Origin of the sequence: Paenibacillus sp. FSL R7-0179 (genome assembly GCF_038002265.1) — a bacterium.
Taxonomy (GTDB): Bacteria; Bacillota; Bacilli; order Paenibacillales; family Paenibacillaceae; genus Paenibacillus_AQ.
On the sequence record NZ_JBBOCC010000002.1, the window covers coordinates 2902735 to 2923521 of the forward strand.

The 20787-nt window shown below is 49.2% G+C and carries 20 protein-coding genes; 17 read left to right on the plus strand and 3 right to left on the minus strand.

The features are described 5' to 3' along the window. Positions 1-88 precede the first annotated feature (88 nt). The 4 genes from MKX63_RS28830 (at position 89) to MKX63_RS28845 (ending at position 4557) form a co-directional block, all read left to right on the plus strand. Positions 89-1966, plus strand: coding sequence for a beta-L-arabinofuranosidase domain-containing protein (locus MKX63_RS28830; protein ID WP_341022030.1), 1878 nt, complete (start codon positions 89-91; stop codon positions 1964-1966). Positions 1967-1971: 5 nt separating this feature from the next. Further along, the gene (locus MKX63_RS28835; RefSeq protein WP_341022031.1) at positions 1972-2778 is read left to right on the plus strand and encodes a TetR/AcrR family transcriptional regulator; all 807 of its coding nucleotides are present in this window, start codon (positions 1972-1974) and stop codon (positions 2776-2778) included. Positions 2779-2801: 23 nt separating this feature from the next. Beyond that, positions 2802-3554 carry a (S)-benzoin forming benzil reductase gene (locus MKX63_RS28840; RefSeq protein ID WP_341022033.1) on the plus strand — a complete coding sequence of 251 codons (753 nt, stop codon included), beginning with the start codon at positions 2802-2804 and terminating at the stop codon, positions 3552-3554. 130 nt (positions 3555-3684) lie between these two features. Continuing rightward, positions 3685-4557 carry a hypothetical protein gene (locus MKX63_RS28845; RefSeq protein ID WP_341022035.1) on the plus strand — a complete coding sequence of 291 codons (873 nt, stop codon included), beginning with the start codon at positions 3685-3687 and terminating at the stop codon, positions 4555-4557. 91 nt (positions 4558-4648) lie between these two features. On the opposite strand, the gene MKX63_RS28850 is transcribed toward MKX63_RS28845, so the two are convergent. Then, positions 4649-4885, minus strand: coding sequence for a helix-turn-helix transcriptional regulator (locus MKX63_RS28850; RefSeq protein WP_341022036.1), 237 nt, complete (start codon positions 4883-4885; stop codon positions 4649-4651). A gap of 278 nt (positions 4886-5163) precedes the next feature. Between MKX63_RS28850 and MKX63_RS28855 the strand changes: the two genes are divergently transcribed. From MKX63_RS28855 to MKX63_RS28885, 7 genes are all read left to right on the plus strand, one after another. Continuing rightward, positions 5164-6531 (plus strand): helix-turn-helix transcriptional regulator, encoded by a 1368-nt coding sequence (locus MKX63_RS28855; RefSeq protein ID WP_341022038.1) that lies wholly within the window; start codon positions 5164-5166, stop codon positions 6529-6531. 256 nt (positions 6532-6787) lie between these two features. Then, entirely contained in the window at positions 6788-6988 is a 201-nt protein-coding gene (locus tag MKX63_RS28860) for an aspartyl-phosphate phosphatase Spo0E family protein (RefSeq protein ID WP_341022040.1), read from the plus strand. Then, positions 6978-7655 (plus strand): response regulator transcription factor, encoded by a 678-nt coding sequence (locus tag MKX63_RS28865; protein ID WP_341022041.1) that lies wholly within the window; start codon positions 6978-6980, stop codon positions 7653-7655. Before MKX63_RS28860 ends, MKX63_RS28865 begins: the two co-directional genes overlap by 11 nt. Then, positions 7652-8662, plus strand: a complete 1011-nt coding sequence (locus MKX63_RS28870; protein WP_341022042.1) for a HAMP domain-containing sensor histidine kinase — start codon at positions 7652-7654, stop codon at positions 8660-8662. Before MKX63_RS28865 ends, MKX63_RS28870 begins: the two co-directional genes overlap by 4 nt. A gap of 91 nt (positions 8663-8753) precedes the next feature. After that, a complete protein-coding gene (locus MKX63_RS28875) occupies positions 8754-9467 on the plus strand; it encodes an ABC transporter ATP-binding protein (protein ID WP_341022044.1) in 714 nt (237 codons plus the stop codon). Beyond that, positions 9464-10213 (plus strand): ABC transporter permease, encoded by a 750-nt coding sequence (locus MKX63_RS28880; RefSeq protein ID WP_341022045.1) that lies wholly within the window; start codon positions 9464-9466, stop codon positions 10211-10213. Before MKX63_RS28875 ends, MKX63_RS28880 begins: the two co-directional genes overlap by 4 nt. Beyond that, complete coding sequence (locus MKX63_RS28885) at positions 10210-10959, plus strand: ABC transporter permease (RefSeq protein WP_341022046.1); 750 nt, start codon at positions 10210-10212, stop codon at positions 10957-10959. Before MKX63_RS28880 ends, MKX63_RS28885 begins: the two co-directional genes overlap by 4 nt. A 9-nt stretch (positions 10960-10968) precedes the next feature. Here the strand turns inward: MKX63_RS28885 and MKX63_RS28890 are convergent, their stop codons facing one another. Continuing rightward, positions 10969-11850, minus strand: coding sequence for an alpha/beta hydrolase (locus MKX63_RS28890; protein WP_341022047.1), 882 nt, complete (start codon positions 11848-11850; stop codon positions 10969-10971). Between the two features lie 99 nt (positions 11851-11949). On the opposite strand from MKX63_RS28890, the gene MKX63_RS28895 reads away from it, so the two are divergent. Continuing rightward, on the plus strand, positions 11950-12858 hold the full coding sequence (locus MKX63_RS28895) for a LysR family transcriptional regulator (RefSeq protein WP_341022048.1): 909 nt from the start codon (positions 11950-11952) through the stop codon (positions 12856-12858). Positions 12859-12931: 73 nt separating this feature from the next. Here the strand turns inward: MKX63_RS28895 and MKX63_RS28900 are convergent, their stop codons facing one another. Further along, positions 12932-13567 carry an FMN-dependent NADH-azoreductase gene (locus tag MKX63_RS28900; protein WP_341022050.1) on the minus strand — a complete coding sequence of 212 codons (636 nt, stop codon included), beginning with the start codon at positions 13565-13567 and terminating at the stop codon, positions 12932-12934. Positions 13568-13810: 243 nt separating this feature from the next. Between MKX63_RS28900 and MKX63_RS28905 the strand changes: the two genes are divergently transcribed. The 5 genes from MKX63_RS28905 to MKX63_RS28925 all read left to right on the plus strand — a co-directional run bounded on the left by MKX63_RS28905 (position 13811) and on the right by MKX63_RS28925 (position 20622). Next, a complete protein-coding gene (locus MKX63_RS28905; protein WP_341022052.1) occupies positions 13811-15385 on the plus strand; it encodes a peptide ABC transporter substrate-binding protein in 1575 nt (524 codons plus the stop codon). A 446-nt stretch (positions 15386-15831) separates the two neighbouring features. Continuing rightward, positions 15832-17571: an ABC transporter ATP-binding protein gene (locus MKX63_RS28910; RefSeq protein WP_341022053.1), complete on the plus strand. Its 1740-nt coding sequence runs from the start codon at positions 15832-15834 to the stop codon at positions 17569-17571. A 151-nt stretch (positions 17572-17722) separates the two neighbouring features. After that, positions 17723-18469: an SDR family NAD(P)-dependent oxidoreductase gene (locus MKX63_RS28915; RefSeq protein ID WP_341022054.1), complete on the plus strand. Its 747-nt coding sequence runs from the start codon at positions 17723-17725 to the stop codon at positions 18467-18469. 45 nt (positions 18470-18514) lie between these two features. Further along, positions 18515-18862 carry a winged helix-turn-helix transcriptional regulator gene (locus MKX63_RS28920; protein ID WP_341022055.1) on the plus strand — a complete coding sequence of 116 codons (348 nt, stop codon included), beginning with the start codon at positions 18515-18517 and terminating at the stop codon, positions 18860-18862. A 164-nt stretch (positions 18863-19026) separates the two neighbouring features. After that, the gene (locus MKX63_RS28925) at positions 19027-20622 is read left to right on the plus strand and encodes a glycoside hydrolase family 43 protein (protein WP_341022057.1); all 1596 of its coding nucleotides are present in this window, start codon (positions 19027-19029) and stop codon (positions 20620-20622) included. The last annotated feature ends 165 nt before the right edge of the window (positions 20623-20787 follow it).

The window sequence follows — 20787 nt, forward strand, 5'->3', positions numbered from 1 at the left end:
TATATACGTATCCATCATTGGAATACGACGCCAGCTTCTTTATAATTTCATTGTGCAATCAATGTCATTCCATTAAGGAGCTGCAGCAATGAGAGAACTGAAGGGCAAACAGGTTATTCTTCAAGACCATGATTTGAAGCGCAGAGAGGATGCCAACCGCCGGTATTTGATGAAGCTGACGAATGATAATCTCCTTTTTAACTATAAGGTGGAAGCTGGAAGATATGACGGCAGGGATATCCCGGAAGATGCCCATGGGGGCTGGGAGACACCGGTCTGCCAGATCCGCGGTCATTTCCTGGGGCACTGGCTGTCTGCCGCAGCGATCCGGTATCATGAGACCGGGGACCAGGAAATCAAGGTGAAGGCTGACCTTATCCTTGACGAGCTGGCTGAATGCCAGAAGGACAACGGAGGACAATGGGCCGCGCCGATTCCCGAGAAATATCTGCACTGGGTGGCACAAGGCAAAGCAATCTGGGCACCGCAATATAATATTCATAAGTTATTTATGGGACTTGTGGACATGCACCAGTTCACCGGCAGCGGCAAGGCGCTTGACATCGCCAATCGTTTTGCCGACTGGTTCGTCGACTGGAGCAGTACCTTCACCAGAGAGAAGTTCGATGACATTCTGGATATGGAGACGGGCGGTATGCTGGAGGCATGGGCGGACCTGCTTCAGATTACCGGAGATGCCAAGTATACGACCCTGCTGGAGCGTTATTACCGCAGCAGACTGTTCCGTCCATTACTGGAAAATAAAGACCCGCTGACCAACATGCACGCCAACACAACCATTCCCGAGGTGCTTGGCTGCGCCCGAGCTTACGAGGTCACCGGTGAGCAGCGCTGGATGGATATCGTCACAGCCTATTGGAAATGTGCTGTAACTGAACGGGGAATGCTGGCCACAGGCGGCAATACGGCCGGTGAGGTGTGGATGCCGAAGATGAAGATCAAGGCCCGCCTTGGAGACAAGAATCAGGAGCACTGTACGGTATATAATATGATCCGTCTGGCAGAATTCCTGTTCCGGCACACCTCAGATCCGGCCTATGCGCAGTATATCGAATACAATATGTACAACGGAATCATGGCCCAGGCCTATTACCAGGAGTATCATCTGACCGGCAATAAGCACAGCGACCCCGCAACCGGACTGCTCACCTACTTCCTGCCAATGAAGGCCGGGCTGCGGAAGGACTGGAGCACGGAGACAGACAGCTTCTTCTGCTGTCACGGAACGATGGTCCAGGCCAACGCCGCGCTGAATAGAGCCATCTATTATCAGGAGCAGAACGACATCTATGTCTGCCAGTATTTCCGTTCGGAGCTGACCACTGAGATCCACGGAGAGAACGTGCGGATTCAGCAATCTCAGGACCATATGAGCGGAAGCATGCTGAACTCCTCGAACACAGCCGGGCAGCAGGAATTGAATGAGATTACAGCGCTGCACGAGAATATGCCGGATTATCGAAAATATGACTTTACCGTTCATACCAGCGCTGACCGTGAATTCGCCATCCACCTGCGGATACCGGACTGGATCATGTCAGAGGCCGTCATCTATGTGAACGGCGAGCTGCACGGCAAGTCTGCAGATCACTCCGCCTTCTACATGATAATGCGGAATTGGCAGGACGGCGACCGGATCAGCATCATTTTGCCGGTGGGCATCCGGTTTATCCCTCTGCCGGACGATGAACAGACTGGTGCGTTCCGCTATGGTCCTGAAGTGCTGGCCGGTATCACGGAGCATGAACGGATTCTATATCCCCCGTTAGCAGGTGCAGCCGATGAGATCATCATGGAGAATGAACGGGAGTGGGGGAGCTGGCGCTACTTCTTCAAGACCACCCGTCAGGACCCGGGCATCCAGCTCAGAAGAATCCGTGATATCGGGTACGAGCCTTATCAGGTGTATTTCCCGGTAAAATCCCCCCACAAAGTGGAGTTTTAGCTTCGATGTATATTCAGGTACTTTGCGGGGACCCCGGAAACATATACATTCTTGTCTATTTAAATAAGCATAGGCGTTATTTAGTAGAACAACCACCTGCATCCTTGCAGGTGGTTATTCTATGCGCAATGTTTTTTGAACGATCGGTCGTTAAATTATTGACAGTTCATTATACTATTCCTTATAATGACACTAATTCAATAGAAGGGAGCCTGAGGGTTATCAAGAAGAAAGAGATTACATCCGGTTACATCATCCAGGCCGCATTTGAGCTTTTTGCTGAGTATGGAATAGAGAAAACGAGTTTGGGCTTGATCGCCAAAAAAGTAGGGATCACCAAATCCTCTATTTATTATCATTTTGCGACCAAAGAAGAGCTGATCAGCCGGACCTTTGAGCATATTTTCCGGGACCATCATTTTACAGCCTACTTTGATACCCAATCCGCCAATATAGACAATTTCGTGGAAATCCTAATCAGCGGCGGTCTAAACATGCTGCCAAGCGGCGAAGAAGAATATCGTTCCACATTAAGGGTGCTCAGTGAGTTTGCGATGCTGGCTGAGCGGGATGAACAATTTAGAGCTCCATTCCTGAGCATCCAACAAGATTTTGTAAAGGGCTTTGAGCAGCTTCTCTCGCTAGGCGCTGAATTCGGGCTTATCGCTCCTCCAACCATCGGGGTTAACGCAGCCATCCTTGCCTTGCTTATCGATAATTTGTCCAGATGTAAGATGATGAAGATGAACCTCGAATATCAGATGATATGGGAAGAGGCTGTCCGAAGAACGTTCATTCGTGAAGACCGCTAATAACTAACAGGGGGCGTATACACTTGAAACATATTATTATTACAGGTACCTCCAGAGGAATCGGTGAATCCCTAGCTAATCAATTCATCGACCCGTCCCACCATCTGATATGCATATCCAGAACGGTTAACCAAGGACTCATGGCACGTGCGAAGGAACTGGATTGTCACATGGATTATTTCAATTATGATTTAACGAATATTGGTGGTCTCGATCAGCTTTGTGAAGAGATTTTTCAACGAATTGCTGTTCATTCCAGCGGGGAAGCCGTCTATCTGATCAATAATGCCGCCATGTTGATTCCTGTGTGCCCGATTGATCAGTTAGAGACGGAGCAAATCGTAGAGAACCTCCATTTGAATCTGTTAGCACCGATGGTGATTACCTCCAACTTTTTACAGCTTACCAGGCATATGAATGTGGATAAAAGAATCCTGAATATATCCTCAGCTTCTGCAAAGTACATACTGCCTTCACAAAGCGCCTACAGTACTGCGAAAGCTGGTTTAGACACTTTTACCAAATGTATAGACATCGAACAAAAGCTGGCTGCCTATCCGGCAAAAGCAGCAGCAGTGTATCCAGGCATGATCGATACAAGCTTGCAATCAGATATACGATCCGTTCCCGCTGAGCTGTTCCCCTATGTTAATGAATTCATTCAGCTATCTGAGGAAGGCAAGCTGCAATCCCCGGAATACACAGCATCTAAATTAATTAAGATTCTTGTAAGTGAAGATTTCGGAAAGACTGCAATTGTCGAAACCATTGATTAATGCTGAGAGAAAGGTGATGAACATCAGTCCCTCCAGAAAAGTAAGCAGCTTTAAGCATCTTGATGACTTCATAACATACGGCGGGTATATGGAAATACCGGAGAATCGCGGACGGACGCTACGGGAGCTTATGCTTGACTGTCAAGCCAGCTACAGGAGTGAGCAGGGTCTCAGCCTGGAATTTGAGTTCCGGCAATGCAGTTTAAGCTTAATCTACACCGTTAAAGGCTACTTCGGTTCGCAGCTTAACTTTAACCGTAGAGGACGGAGAGTTACGGGGGATGACATGCGCCTATGGCAGCAGTTCCCGAATTACCTTGCAGAGCTTGGGCTGACCAACGTAAGCTTCACGCAGACCCGTAAGAGTATTAGAGCACATCTAAGTAACGGACTGCGGGTAATTTTCCAATACTCGGCGGAGCATGGCGATTATCTATTGGATCAGATTAGCAGTCGTTATGGCAACTCGAGAAAAATGAACCGCATCATAGCTGAGCCAATGATCCTGGAGATGGAGAGCATGGGCTGTACAATCAGCAGCTACCTGAAGCACGGCGGATTCTTCAAGCTGCCGGGGCAGCAGAAACTCCAGTTTCCGGAGCTGCTCACGCTGTGCACCACCAAAGAAAGCCACAGCAGCGTCACAGGAACGATACTGGGATTTCAGTTCAAGCATTGGCTGCTGGAGATCTTTTATGATGAGGAAGGGCAGCTCACCGGCGAGAATATGAAGTTCATCCCGGAACACGATGGGGATGCGAATGGTGAAGGGCAGCAGAATAACAAATTCCGTACGTGGGGAGATTTCCAGGGGTTTGCCCGGCATAACGGCATTGAGATCATGGAGCAATGCCGCAGCCTCGATGTCATGATCGTGTTCCTGGATACAGGGGCCAATGTACATTTTAATTATTCCGAAGAGCTCGGGGATTATGTTGTCACTGTGTTAGAAGGAGAAGGAACCAGCTTGCGTGACAGCTACAGGAGGATTTATAAGGATTAATGCGTTGTAAAAATAAAAAACCACCGTTGAAGGTCCATCCCTTAACCGGTGGTTTTTTGCTTATCAACGAACTGATAGGTCAAATGGAAATTCAATTGCCATTTTTTTGCGCATCTGCACGTTGATTTGAGTATTTCCATTCATCTACTTCACGGGGATCAACGCCAAGCAAGTGACTGATTAGAAGCGCCAATGTAACGTTCGGGAGGACCACACCGTACTCAATATTCTGGTAGTTACGCAAGGTGCATTTCATGGTGTCATTGATCTGATGTACGATGGATTCTTGGGTATACCCTGCGGCTTTCCGTGCATCCTTTATCCTCAAAATGCAATATCTCCCTCAACTTTTCGGTATGTTTTTATGATAGGGGAGGAAAGAAGTTAATTTAACGCTTTATAATACACGAAATATATTGCGTAAATTGTTTTTCAGTATATAATAATAGATGTAAACGGGATAAATAGTAAAATATCCCTTTATATTTACCGCCGTTTGATTCAACTTTAGTATCAACTATACGTTTGCTTTTAATCCTATTTTATGGAAGGAGGTGTGTGGGTTTGGGATCGGTAAATTCTATCCGGGAAGACCTGCTCGCGTATATGAACAGCAATCATATGATACATTCCCATTTTGCGGAGTTATCGGGTCTCAATTCAGGTACGCTCAGCCGGATCTTAAAAGGTAAACATCCAATCTCCATGGCACAGCTGGCTGCGATTACTGCTGGAATGGAGCTGCCGGAGGACTATTTTTTTGAACACTACATTGAGGAATGCTTTTCCTTTGTAGTCTCTATGCGGCGTATACGCCCTTTTATTTTCCGGTGTGCAGAACTAGATCGTTTGGATTGTATTGAACAGATTGTGAACCGTTTGCTGGAGGATTTATCTTATGCCTCTTTACTGTTTGAATTCGCTGAGCAATTTTATGCGGACAATAAACGCAGTGCTGCAAGGATATTGTATCAGGGTGTGAGCGAAGCCGAAAAGTATCAGCATTCCGAACAGTTAGCATTATGCCAGTACCGTATATTTCAGATTGAATTAGAAGAACAACAGGATCTGGAGGAGAAGTTACGTGCAGCCACTCAATTTGAGTTATATGTAAGCCGCCTAGATGCAGCCGATCAGCTCGATGCAATGAAACAGCTAATGCATATATATGGTCTGGTACACAAGTGGAAAAGAGTGGATGAACTCGCTAAGGAAATGCACCGGGTTGCATCTGTTCAATATGAGCTGGAAGGCCGCCGGTCTGACATCATAGAAGAAGGTTTGAAGCGTCCTGAGCGTCCCTTCTACTATTATATCCTGTATGCATATTTAGCCAGAGCTACAGCCAGCGAAGCGAGCGGCGATTACGGGCGGGCCTTATCCTTTGTAGATCTGTATGCAAATGCCGAACGCTGGGTACAGGAGAGCGATGAACAATCCAGGCAGATCACTGCACAATTTACAGAATGGGCTGTTGCTAACACCTATCTATACCGGTTAATGTCCGGAGAATTGGATGTAATCCATGAGTACGTCAATTATATAGCGCTTCAAGAGAATGAAATATTTGTAGCATTGCGTTATATCGTTCAAGCGGCGAATGTATTTAAGCTTAATATTGACAGCATCTTAGAGCGGTTCGCGCCATACATACCCTATGAATCGGGCAAGACAGATTGTGGCGATTACAAGCAGGCCATTCTGCAAGAGAGCTATGCGCAATTCCTCATAGAGCTGGCAATCTATCATTTCAATCAGAAAAAGGATACTGAGAGCGCATTAAGTATTCTACTAACAGGTTTGGAAATATCAATTACCATGAATAGCAGCCGAAATATGATTGCTTGTATGACACTTTTTGAGGAATATAGGGATTTCGCAGATCAGGAACTGCAGGGAAGATTCAAAAATCTATCAAGTGAGGTGTATCAGCTCAATGCGAAAAAAGATCTTATTCTTCTTGACGCTCTGTAGTGTTTCGATTGTTATTTCAACGACGTTAACCTTGGTGACTACGATGGGACATGGCTGGGGAACTTAATCATTTTCGCAAAAATACACAAGGGTGCTCCTGACATCTCGGGGGCGCCTTTTTTATGTTTCGGTGGCCTCGCAATGTACCTGATTCTACATCGAAGCCAAGCTCCACTTTGTGGGGTTGTTTTGTGCAATCAAATAGATATCCTATTATCTGTCATAAAACCCTATGATAGCATAAAGGGAGGATTCTATGGTGAACAGAAACATGCTCGTGCAGGTCCGTATTGAACGTGCCCGGAGCCGGCTTCACATTCTGGCGGAGAAACATCATGATCTTCAGCATCCTGCGGTCCTTAAGCAATCCATGGTATTGGATGAATTGATTAACCAGTATAATATGAAGGGAGAGCAGCAGAGATTAATAGAGAGCAGGAAATCACTTGAGAACTAGCATACTTTATATTGAAGATAATGAGCGAATCGGCACCTGGGTCAAAGAGGAGCTGGAGCAGCGGGGATATACGGTACAATGGCTGCTGTCCGGTGAGGGAGCCGAGGCTGAGGCCGCGCAGCATGATGTCGTTATTCTGGATATCATGCTGCCGGGCTTAGATGGATTCACTATAGGCAAAAGGCTGAAAAAGGCGGCACCCGCCGTTCCGGTGCTGCTGTTGACCGCCCGGACCTCTGTCGACGATAAGGTGGAGGGACTGCAATTCGCGGATGACTATGTGACTAAGCCTTTCCATACCGATGAATTGGTGGCCAGGCTGGAGGTATTGATCCGCCGCAGCGGAGGAGTCTCCTCAGATCTTATTACACTGGGTACTCATATTGAAGTGGATATGAAGCTCCAGACTCTGTATGACAAGCGCACAGGAGAAGAGATCATATTGACAGGGAAGCAGCATCAGATACTGATGTATTTCCTGCGCCATCCGAATCAGGTTCTGCCGAAGGAACAGCTCTATGAAGCTGTCTGGGAGGAAGCTTATATTCCTGGCGACAAGACTTTGCTGGTACATCTCCACCGGCTGCGGCAGAAGCTGGAGCGTGACCCGGAGACCCCGGAGATTATTGAGACGCTGAAGGGAATCGGCTACCGGGTGAAGCGATGAAGCAGCCCCGCTCCTTATTCCGGCATTTTTTGAAGCTGCACTTTCTGTTCATCCTTCTTCCGCCCCTCACGCTGATGGTCTTCTCATCATTCTTTGGAACTTCCGGGCCAGAGGCAAGGTTCAATACGCTGAATCTGTTTTACATTACAGTCCTTATATTCACTGGCATTATTGTGGCGTTCATTGTTCTATCCTGGCTGTTCTTCTGGAAACTCCGCAAACGTCTGACCCGGTTACAGGATGCTATGTCCGCTACTCCCGCTGCTACCGATTCGTGGCCTGAGCCTGTCCTGATTCAAAAGGACCGCATGGATGAAATAGACCAGTTAGGCGGTTCCTTCAACCGGATGATTCAGCAGCTGGAAGACAGCCGCAGGGGGGAGCAGGAAGAGGCAGCGCTGCGGCAACGGCTTATTGCCAACATGTCCCACGACCTGCGGACACCTCTGACCATCATGCGGGGACATGTCACCCGGCTGAACAAAGAACCTATGAGTGCTGAAGCTCAGAGCTCCTTAGCCGAGATCAACCAGACCATTACCCGGACCGGAGAACTGATGGATGATTTGCTCTCGTATACCTTGCTTACCTCAGGAAAATACCCCTTCGAGCCTGCAACCACAGACATGGGGCGCCTGGTAAGAGCCTCGGTTGCTGCGTGGTATCCGGTTTTTGAAGAACATGGCATTCAGGTCGATGTTGATCTGCCCGCAGAAGAGAGCTTCCACTGGACGGCAGATCCCAAATGGATGACCCGGGTGCTGGATAATCTGTTTCAGAATATCATCCGCCATGCAGCGGACGGAAAATATGCTTATATCGCTGTCGATGTGCAGGAGGAAAGGATTCTTGTCGCTGACAGAGGCTTAGGCATGGATCATTCCGCATACGGTGGCGGGGCGGGAATAGGGCTGTCGACCGTACATTATATGCTGAATACAATGAGCCTGAAGGCTGAATTCAACTCCAGCGGGCAGGGGACAAGGGTAGTCATTGGGAAAATGTAACCTGAAGTTAACCCGGAAGTAAACGGCCTGCCCACCGGGATGTAACCTTGCATCTGTATACTTAGCACCATAACGAAAGGATGTGTTATGGTTGCTTACCATCAATAATTTAGTCAAACGCCGCGGCAAGGAGGAGATTCTATCCGGGATCACCTTCGAAGCGAGACCCGGAAGAGTTACGGGATTCCTCGGGCCGAACGGGGCCGGCAAAAGCTCTACACTCCGCATTCTGCTCGGACTGGATCATGCCACCTCCGGCAGCGCCTTGATTCATGGCAAGCCCTTTGCTGAATTACAGCATCCGCTGCGAACCGTAGGTGCTGCACTGGACGGATCTGGAGCCCATCCGATGCGGAGCGGACGCGCACACCTGCGCTGGATCGCTTGCGCTGCCGGTCTGCCCCGCTCACGTGTCGAAGAGGTGCTGGATATTGTAGGTCTTACCAAGGCGGCAGGCACTAGAGTGACGCGATATTCTCTCGGCATGGGGAGAAGACTGGGGATCGCTGCAGCGCTGCTTGCAGACCCGGAGATTCTGATCCTGGATGAACCCGTGAACGGGCTCGACCCGGAAGGCATCCGCTGGATCCGGACCTTTCTGCGGCAACGTGCAGAGGCCGGGAATACGGTGCTGCTCTCCAGTCATCTTATGGGCGAGCTGGCTGAGACAGTAGACGATGTGGTGATCATTAAGCAGGGGAGAATCGTTGCGGACGGCACACTTGGCGAGGTGACCGGCAGCCACTCCACGCTGGAGCAGGCATTCTTCGCCCTGACCTCGGGACAAGGTGGTGAGCTGCGATGAGGGCCGTTCATGCGGAATGGTCCAAGCTGTTCTCCCTGCCGGGCATATGGCTGGCCTTCCTAATAGGAGTATTGGGACCTGCGGCATTTACCGCTTTGGACTGTATCGCTGAGAAGGAGGATATTCTGGCTGGTATTAGCAACCGGCTGCCGGAAGTGGGGTATCTTGGCTTAGGCTTCGGGGTACAGGGCGTCATTCTTCTGGGGGTGCTGGCGGTCAGCAGTGAGTATGCGGCAGAGAGCAGCGGGGCCGGACACGGGCAGCAGATCAACACAAGCTTAACGGCGGTATCCTCCCGGCTTCAAGTGCTCTTGGCAAAAGCAGCAGCGGTGAGCGTAGTCACCCTTCTGATGTGCATCATGGCTATAGCGGCTATTGTGCCGGTAACACGCCTGATTCTCGGAGAATTCGCCCCGGCCATGGAGTGGACGAGACTGGCCGGAGCCATCGGTTACTGGATATTTACTGCGCTGATCGCCTTCAGCTTCACCGTTCTGACGAAGAACGGCATGATCCCGCTTACAGTGCTTATAATCAATTCATCGCTGGTATCCTTCAGTGTCCTGCTCGCTAAGGTGACGAAGCTGGCCTATTACTTACCGGACAGGGCCGGCATTGATATGTTCATGTCTATGAGCGACGCCTATCACACCCCGCTCGCAGGCGGTCTGGTTATGCTGGCCTGGGCAGCTAGCCTTCTGGCCATCGCAGCGATTGTCTTCCGCAGAAGGGATGTTGGGGTATGAAAATCCCGGCTGGAAGGAAGTTCACAAGAATCCTTGGTGCAGAATGGGTGAAGTTAGTGACCCTGCCTGCGGTATGGCTCATTCTGGCAGGGACATTCGTCGCTCAGTGCGTAGTGACTGCGGCTTATACTTCTGTGGCTCTGCAGGAGGGAGCAGGAACGTATACAATCCTGAATGCAGGACTGGCCTCGCTGCGGTATCTCCAAGCTGGCTTCATGATGCTTGGAATCACAGCCACAGCTTCAGAGTATACAGGAGGACAGATAAGGACAACGCTCACTGCAATCCCCTGGCGCGGGCTGCAATTGTCCGTGAAGCATCTGGCATTGGCTATGATCGCGGTGCCTGCGGCGTTTCTTATGGCCGGATCTGGTGTAATGTATTCCTTAACGATGCTCAGAGACACTTCCGCAGACATTGACCCATACCTGATGGCCGCTAGCCTGGCAGGGGCCACAGGCTATTTAACCTTAACCGCGCTGCTGGGTGCAGCGGCAGGCGCTATTTTGAGAAACACCGCTCCCGCCCTGGTCATCTTACTTGGTTATTATTTCATTGTCAGTCCATTGGCCGGAGCTTATCTGCCCGACTATCTTCCAGATGCCGCAGGTTATCACATGTATGCGCCGCCTTCCGCTGATCCCCATAATACTCTTACACGTGTGCAAGGAACAGGAATATCCATATTATGGACAATATTGTTCCTAACAGCAGCGATAATGTTGCACCGTAAGCGGGAAGCTTAGGATCAGAATTCATCTTTGGATGATGTCGATGATTTGCTTCAAGGCCTTCTTGGCTTCAGGAATAGGGAACACTGGAAACACATGATTCATCTTTGGATACTCATAATAATGGATGTTCACGGAATTCCGGGAGGCGAGCTCTCTGAATTTCCGGGCATCCGGCAGGAAGAATTCATGGGTTCCGATGAACAGCGTAAGGGTTCCCAGATTCGTAAGTTTTCCATAGATCGGACTAACCAGATAGTGCGTCCCCGGAAGATCACCTGCGTATCTTTTCCCCGCTTCCACTAACGTTTCCCAGTCAAGCATCGGTTCTTTATCCAGCATCATTGCGATTTCAGGGTTGCTTAAGGTAATGTCAAGCCATGGAGACAACAGAATGATGTTACCCGGCTGCGGCAAGCCTGCTTCGGACAGATACTGAGCGAAGGCCAGGGACAGCCCGCCGCCGGCTGAATCGCCCATAATCACGATATTCTCAGGCTTCCCGTTCTCCAGCAGATGCTTATAGACACTCAGAACACTCTGGACCGCATCCATCACCTGATAGTTCGGAGCCTTCGGGTATACGGGCACATAGACTGTACTATTTAAATGCTGAGTGAGCTTGTGCACAAAATGCCAGTGCCACACCAAGGGCTGCTCTATATACCCTCCGCCATGGATAAAGAGAATCTGCTTGGCGTCCGCCTGGGAAGCGGATTTCAGGACATAGGTGTCTACCGGAAAGCGGTGGTCCTGAAAGATCTTATATTTGGACTGGAGTTTCACAGGCAATACATAGGGTTGACTGTTTATCGCTCTGCGCTGCTCCATATACTCGCGGGCATTGATTTTCTTTTTATTCAGGAACAGCAGCCGTTCTACCAAGAAGCTTCGTATACTGCGCATGTTATCGACCTCCTGCCCTTAAGATACCCGATTTGTATCATAAAAGATATTTAATTATAATTAAGTGCTATAAACTAAAATTTAAGGATGGCGCGGGCTATGAACATTTCACAGCTACAATATTTGATGTCTGCAGCAAGTCTGGGCTCATTCACTAAGGCAGCAAGCGTGCATCACCTGACAGTACCGACCATTAGCCAATCCATTAAGCAGCTTGAGGATGAGATGGATACCGTTATTTTTCAACGTACCAAAAAAGGAGTTGTCCCCACCAAAGAAGGTGTGCTCATCCTGCAGCATGCGGCAGCTATCCTTAAAAATATTGAATCGATGTACACTGAATTATCCGGCCTTAAAGAAGAACATGTAGAGAGCATCACCATATCAACCATTCCCGGCCTCGTTCACCAGGTGGTTCAGGCCACGCTGGAGCTGATGGTCAAATCCCCGTTTCTGAAGGTGCAGATGATCGAAGGGGATACTGAAAGCGTCATGAAGCATGTGCAGGAGGGGGAGGCGAATATGGGGATACTCTCATACAGCCATGCCCAGCGGAATGCTGTTTTTGAATGGCTGCCACTTGCAGAAGGTACTGCTGTACTAATCGTGAATACCGCTTCTCCCTTGCGCTACTATACAACCATCACCCCGGAGGATTTGAAGAATGAAGTGTTTGTACTCTATAAGGATGAGCATATCGGAAAAATTGCCGGCTATCTGATGTCTGCACATGCGTCGAACCGCATTGCGCTGGTGACCAACAATACGGATGCCTTATGCCAAATGGTTGTCAAAGCCAACGCGATTACCATCGCCCCGGACTTTATAGTGAATGCACTATCCTCAGTTTACCGCGAACACCTGGTTACTATTCCGTTACAGCAGCTTACGCTGGATCAGGCCATTCTGGGAAGAATTACTCTGGCCGGGGAACCGGTTCCAGCGAGGGTTAAAGAATTCACAGCTAAGCTAATAGGTTATGTGGACCCTGGTTCGCCTGCCCCTTAACATCCTGCATTGCAAAAAAACTCTGACTGCATACATGCAGATCAGAGTTTTTGTTTGTTCTCCATTCATATCCTTAGAAGGTTTGGGCAAGATCTTGGGCACGGCGGATGGCAGCTTCTTTAATCTCCTGCGCCTCAGCCGGAACTTGATTATGACCTTCAACGAACAAGCCTTCGAAGGAAGGAACGCCGAAGAAATTCATTATGATTTCAAGATGGCGGTGGCCCATTTCAAGCTCTGCTGTTGGAGATTCAGAGTAGAACCCGCCGCGTGCCTGGATGTGTAGTGCTTTTTTGTCAGTCAACAGCCCTACAGGCCCTTGTTCCGTATATTGGAATGATTTCCCGGCCACCGAAACTGCATCAATATAAGCTTTCATGACAGGCGGGTAAGAGAAGTTCCAGAAAGGCGTTACAAATACATATTTATCAGCCTGGATAAATTGATCCGACAATTCAGCGAGGCGTGTAACCTTAGCCTGCTCCTCAGTGGACAATTCGCTGAAATCTGTGCCTGAACGGAGTTTTCCCCATCCGCTGAATATGTCTGCATCGATATGAGGAATATGCTCTTTATACAAATCTACAGCCACGACTTCGTCCTGCGGATGTGCTTGCTTGTAGGCTTCAATGAACGAGTTGCCGACAGCCATGCTGTAGGACTGTGTTTCATCATGCGGGTGAGCGGTGATGTATAATACTTTTGCCATAATTAGTACCATCCTTTGTATTGTAATTTCATCTTGTAACCATCTTTGTTACATGTCATTATATTAGTTACACGTCGCATATTTGTCAATACGCAATTTTATTTTTACCTTAATGCAGCACATTCATGCGAAGGAACACATTCCGCTTATTAGCAGCTGCTGACCGATAATGTTCACATAGTAAAATTTACCGGATATGCTAAGATGGGAGGGTGTGACATTACATAGCTAAGGGGAGTTCAGATGAGAAAAATTTGGTTGGCCGCACTCGTCATTCTGCTAATGGTGCTGGGGAGTGTGCCAGACAGCGGTGCAGCCGCGGCGGCAGAGAAGCAGGTGCTGCGCATTGGTATGGATGAATTGCCGGTCCTGCTGGACCCGGCCAGTATTGAGGGCCTAGACCGGGACAAAACAACCGTCATAAAGGCACTCTACGAGGGTCTGGTCCGGCTGGACAAGAACGGCAAGTCCGTTCCTGGGATAGCCCAGTCCTGGACAATAGGAACGGACGGCAAGACTTACACCTTCAAGCTGCGTTCGAATGCCAAATGGAGCAATGGCAAGAAGCTGACGGCTGCCGACTTTGTATGGGCCTGGAAGAAGGCGCTCACACCGGGGCTGAAGTCCGGGAATATATTCAGAATGTACTATGTAGCCGGGGCAGAGAGCTATCATACCGGCAAGCTGAAGGATTTTGCCAAGGTTGGGGTAAAAGCCATCAACGACAATACCCTCCAGGTTACACTCAAGGGCAAATATGCTTATTTCCCTACACTCCTGGCAGAGCCGGAATATTATCCGGTATCGCAGGAGGCAAAGGAAGCGGCAAGCATCTCGAATGGACCTTTTCAACTGCAAGCACGGACCAATACAGAGATTAAGCTGGTTATGAATCCTCATTACTACGACACTGCGTCCATCCGTCTGAGCGAGGTTGATCTGCTGTCTCCCCTGGGACTGAATTCGGAGAATGCGACAGCGGCCTTCGTCAACGGACAGGTGGATTGGGCGGGCGGCGGCAATACCCTGCTGGATTATAAATACAAGGATACAGTAGCAGCCAGTTACTTCTTGCAAGCCCCTTATGCCTCCACCTACTATTATCAGTTCAATGTGGGGCAGAAGCCCTTCAGCAACATCAATATCCGCAAGGCGCTATCCCTGGCCGTGGACCGGAAAGCTTTGAAAATGGCCATACCCGCTTACGGATTCGTACCCTCGCCTATCTTCGGCTCCAGAGCACAGTATCGTACAGAGGTTAGCGATGCAGCCTACTATAGGGAGAATCTGAGCAAAGCCAAGGAGCTGCTGGACAAAGGACTGGGGCAAGAGGGGCTGAGTGAGCTGCCGCCATTCACGGTCCTTGTCAATGAGGGGGACGACCATGCTGCCTTGGTGAAAAGGCTCGTCAAGCAATGGAATGATAAGCTCGGCGTAACCGCCACCATTAAGGTGCAGAGCTGGCAGACTGTCCTGGCCAACCGGCAAAGCGGCAGCTTCCAGGTAGCCCGCGCTGGCTGGTCCGCGGATTACAACGATCCTTCCACGTTCCTGAATTACTTCCGTTCGGACAGCGCTGATAATGACTCCGGCTGGTCAAATAAGCGGTATGATGATTACGTTAAGCAGGCTGAGCAGACCTTCGACTCCGCGAAGCGGGTCCAGCTCTACGCCAAGGCAGAGCAGCTGCTGATGAGCGAAGCGGTCATGCTTCCGGTGTATAACTATGTAGCCGATATTCTCCGCAATCCCCGGATTGCCGGTGTGTACATCGATTATGACGGCTCCATTGCCTTCAGCCGGGGATATTGGAAGTAATTCTGTAATCATTCATATTGTTAGTCAGAAGCCAGCGATTCCTAGCGGACGCTGGCCTATTTGGTTGTTTGGGAAATCCTGCAAAAAGTGCAACAATCCTGCCCCGTAGAAGCGGTCTATGCTGAAATCCTGCACAAAATGCAACAAATCCAGCGCTAACTTGCTCTAAATACTGAAATTCGTGCAAATAATGCAACAATGTAGCGTAGCCCGTAACCTTTTCGGTAGGAAATCTGCCAAAAGTGCAACAATCCTGCTCATTACATGCGGCCGGTGAGAGAAGGCACCCGCATCCTTCACCCGTCGGGTGAATTTGTTCCGTATTAATCCTAACAAGAATTCTATAATCTGACAGGTGATTATCTATTATTAGACAGGTTAACTTCATTTTTCCTGTCCGGTATGATTACATAAGCTGCGCTCTCTGAAGGAGGTTCTGCGGGCTTATGAATCCGACCCGTACGTTGATTAAGGAGATATTGTCTAATAGTAAGGGAATTCTTGTTATGATTCTATTCTTCAATATAGTAGCCGCATTTGTCTCGACGCTTCAGCCCCGCTTGTTCAAAGATCTGTTCGACGACATCCTGCCAGACAAACAGATCGGTACGGCAGCATTCTACATGCTTTTGCTAATTCTAATTCCCGTAATTTACGCAGCCTTGAACAGCGTCACCTCTTATTACAATAATGAGCTGGGCAACCATTTATCCAAGAATCTGCGCCTGCGGTTGTTCTCTGATGTACTCCAGACCCGGCCAAGAAATGTGGACAGTATCGGCAAGGGGGAAATCATTAACCGGATCACCCTGCAGGTGGGGATGCTGTGTGAAATATTCGTGGTAGATACCCTGATGTCCATGGTCTCGAATGCTATTCTGCTGATCGCAACCCTGTGGATCATGTTCTCCATGAGTGCAGAGCTTGCGCTCGTGGCTATCATTTCTTTTCCTCTGTGTATGTACGGCTTCAGGCGCTTCAGGAGCAAGACGGAGCGGCTGGATAAGCAATATCATGGCATTTTAGATAAGGGCCTCAATTATTTGAATGATTTCTTCACGAATCTGAAGGCGGTCCACAGGTGTAACGGACATCAGGCCGAGCAGAAGCGCTGGAGGGAGTGGAATGACGAGGCGTGGAGGATATCCAGGCAGTCCAGGCTATTTCATCATGTGGTGTTGAACCTGGTCGCAGATACGGTCATTTCCATCATCACGGGCATCATTTACGGCTATAGTCTGTTCCTGATTCTGAAAGGGCGCATCTCACCAGGCACATTGCTGGCCTTCATTATAATCCTTCCAAGGCTGTATAGCATTTTCAAGTCGCTGTTTACGCTGAACATTGATAGGAGCCGCATGAAGGTTATTATTAATAACCTGAATGACATCCTTGAACTGGAGAAAATCTCATCAGGAGCTACAACTCCCGACTATCACCGTGTCCCCCTCCTGCAAATGAGGAATATCTCGTACCGTTACGCCTCGTCAGATTCTTTAGGGATCACCGGCATTAATCTGGACATTCAGCCTGGAACCTTCGTGGGGATCGTTGGATTAAGCGGCTCAGGGAAATCTACGATATTCGAGCTGCTCCACAGGTTCATAGAGCCGGATGAAGGGGAGATCTGTCTGGACGGGGTTCCGATCCAAGAACTGGACATACATGAACTAAGACGATATGTCGGCTATTCCCCCCAGAAGGGAGTGTTATGGAACAAGTCCATTCTTGACAACATCATTTATCCTCTACAAAAGGAAGAAATGAATGAAGCAGCCTGGATCAAATTCAATGCTGCTGTTAACCTTGCCCATGTGAATTCATTGGTACAAGCTATGCCTGAAGGGTATGACAAGCAGGTGGAGAACCATGGAGACAATCTCTCCGGCGGCGAGGTCCAGCGGATTCTATTAGCACGGGCATTCATGGGTGAACCCCGGATTCTCATGCTGGATGAATACACCTCGGCCCTGGACGCCTTGACGGAGAGTGACCTGAACGATACCTTGCTGAGCCTGAAGGGAAAGCAGACAATTCTGGTAATTGCACACCGGCTGTCCACCGTGAAGAATGCAGATGTCATCCTGGTCATGGATCAGGGCCGCATTGTTGAGCAGGGCAGTCCAGCCGAATTACTGGCCCAACAGGGAATGTATTATAGGATGGTGGAGAAGCAGAGAATTTAGCGCTTCAGCAGAATAACCCAGCCTTAGGCCGCCCTCAATTATCACCTTTTGGTGACTATATCACAAAAAAGTGGGTACTGTTTTTCTTGTAACTTTTCCCCCATACTAGCGTTCATAGGAACTACAAACCATAAAAGGAGTGTATAATAGTATGGGTAGATTTGACGGGAAGGTAGCAGTTGTAACCGGAGGAACAAGCGGCATCGGGCTTGCGGCGGCACGACAGTTTGTGCAAGAAGGGGCTTATGTTTTTATCACAGGACGCAGACAACGGGAGTTGGATGAAGCCGTACAGCAGATCGGTAAGAATGTTACAGGCGTTCAGGGTGACGTCTCAAAGCTGGAGGATCTGGATAACTTATTCGACACTGTACAGCGGGAAAAGGGGCACCTGGACATTCTTTTTGCCAATGCCGGACTAGGGTCATTCCTGCCGTTAGGCGAAATTACGGAAGCCCACTACTACAAGACTTTTGATGTTAACGTCAAAGGAACGATTTTCACCGTACAAAAGGCATTATCCTTATTCCCTAACCAAAAAGGTTCCATTATCCTGACAGGCTCAACTGCCGGTTCAACAGGGATACCCGCATTCAGTATCTATGGCGCCTCCAAAGCAGCGATCCGTCAGCTCGTCCGCAACTGGATTCTGGATACGAAAGGGACAGAAATTCGGATGAATGTCCTTAGTCCGGGTTCAGTCGTCACACCGGCGTACGATGAACTGTTTGGCTCCGAACTTGACAATTACCTGGAACAGGCCAAAACAGATATCCCGCTCGGCAGAGTTGGACAGGTAGAAGAGATCGCAAATGCGGTCATGTTCCTGGCCTCTAATGAGAGCAGTTATTTGAACGGCATTGAATTATTCGCAGACGGCGGAGTGGCTCAAATCTAAATCAGCTTAACGTTTGTGCATCAACTCGGGAGATGATGGATTGTTATGAAAATCTTTCACTGTGAACTGGAAGTTACACTAGAGGTGATCGGAGGGAAGTGGAAGGGGCTTGTTCTGTACTATTTAATCAAAGGACCGAAGCGGACAGGGGAGCTTAAGCGGCTTGTTCATAATATCTCGCAAAAAATGCTGATCCAAACGCTCCGGGAACTGGAAACAGACGGATTAATCCGCAGAACCATGTACAATCAAGTACCGCCTAAGGTGGTATACTCAACGACAGAGCTGGGCCAGTCCCTCGAACCGGTTTTGAAACTGCTTTGTAACTGGGGAGAGAATTACGCAGAACAATCCTACGCTCCTGGGGAGATTGAGATTTTAAATTTAGATTGATGCGGTAAAAATTATAGTTCCAACCCGGGGAGCCTGCTGCCAGCAGGCTTCTTCTGCGTATCCGCCGCTATGTTGACCTTCGGTAGATTTGTAGTACAATGTCTGCAACCCTGTTAACTTAGAGGTAACTTCATTCAGTCGCATACATCAGAGGAGGAGACATAATGACAGCAATAGACTACGCTAACCTATCCAAAGAAGGACAATGGGGTGACCAGGGAGACGGTACCTATGTCAATCCCGTCATGCCCGGAGATTATTGTGATCCGGATGTGATACGAGTTGGCGAAGACTACTACTGTATCTCTTCCACACTACACTGCTCTCCGGGGATGGCGGTATTGCACTCCAAAGATTTGGTGAATTGGAACGTAATCAGTCATGTGGTAGATGATTTGACGGTGATCGGGCCGGAATACCGGCATGACCGGATGAACCGCTATGGCAGAGGGGTGTGGGCAGGGGCAATCCGCTTCCATCTCAATAAGTACTGGGTGTATTTCTTCACACCGGACGAAGGCTTATTCCTGAGTACAGCTGAGCATCCGGCCGGACCCTGGGAGCCGCTTCACTGCATGTGGGAGGTTGAGGGCTGGGATGACTGCTGCCCCTTCTGGGATGATGACGGCCAAGGGTATATGGTAGCCACGAATTTTGCAGACAACTATCAGATCTATCTGTTCAAGCTTAGTAACGACGGAAGAAGTCTGCTACAGGACAGCGGCGTAGTGGTGCATCAGTTCAATGGAAGCGAGGCCAGTAAACTCTACAAGATCAACGGATTGTACTTCCTGTTCCACAGTGAGGTCCGGCGGGAGAAGGGGCAGGACGTGCGGGTAGTGATGATGCTGCGGTCTGAACACCTGTACGGACCCTATGAGGAAAAAGAACTCATTCATACCCACGGAGTGGAACTTGACCGGGAACCGAATCAAGGCGGACTGGTAGAAACCCCGGCGGGCGAGTGGTATTTCATCAGTCATCAAGGGGCGGGCGGCTATTTCGAAGGCAGAACCCTGCATCTGCTTCCGGTGTCCTGGGTGGATGGCTGGCCAATCATCGGTGAAGATACAGACGGTGACGGGATCGGAGAGATGGTGTGGGGCGGAATGAAGCCTGTTAACGGCTATCCCGCAGCTGCCTTGACCATGAATGATGATTTCGATCACCCCGCACTTCAGCCATACTGGGAATGGAATCATCAGCCCAAGGCGGATAAGTGGTCCTTGACGGAGAGAGCCGGATATTTGCGCTTGTATGCCTGTCTGCCCTCCGCGAAGAACGATTTCTTCAAGGTCAGTAATACCCTTTCCCAGCGCGCCTATCGGGTGAAACATAATGTAGTCACAGCTAAGTTTGATTTGAGCGGATTGGCAGACGACCAGGAAGCGGGATTATGCCATTTTGGGCAGACCTATTGTACGATTGGTATTCATCAGCAGCAGGGAACCCGTGTCCTAAGATATAACAACTCCGGCGTTATCCAGTTAGGGCCATCTATCGATACACGGGAAATATGGTTCAGATCCGTTTGGAACTTGAAGGGTGAGAGCACCTGCGCATACAGTCTGGATGGGGAGCAATTCATAAGCTTCGGGGATACGTACCGACTGGGGTGGGGCCACTATCGGGGCGACCGGGTGGGCGTATACAGCTTCAACCATGAGCGCGAAGAAGGTTATATGGATGTAGCATACTTTAATTACGAGTCTGGGGACAACAGCGGCCGGAAGCCCAAAACTTCTCTGGAGTCACGGTAATCCCATACTGAGGAATTTTTCTATGGGAGCTTTTGTTTTTGAACTTTAGTTTGGAAAATTCAGGATGTCAAATGGGCAGAGGACTAGTATAATAGATGCATACGGATTCCAAGGAGGAGGTGGTTGTATGAGTGCAGGCGATATTAGCGACATTAGCGGCATTAC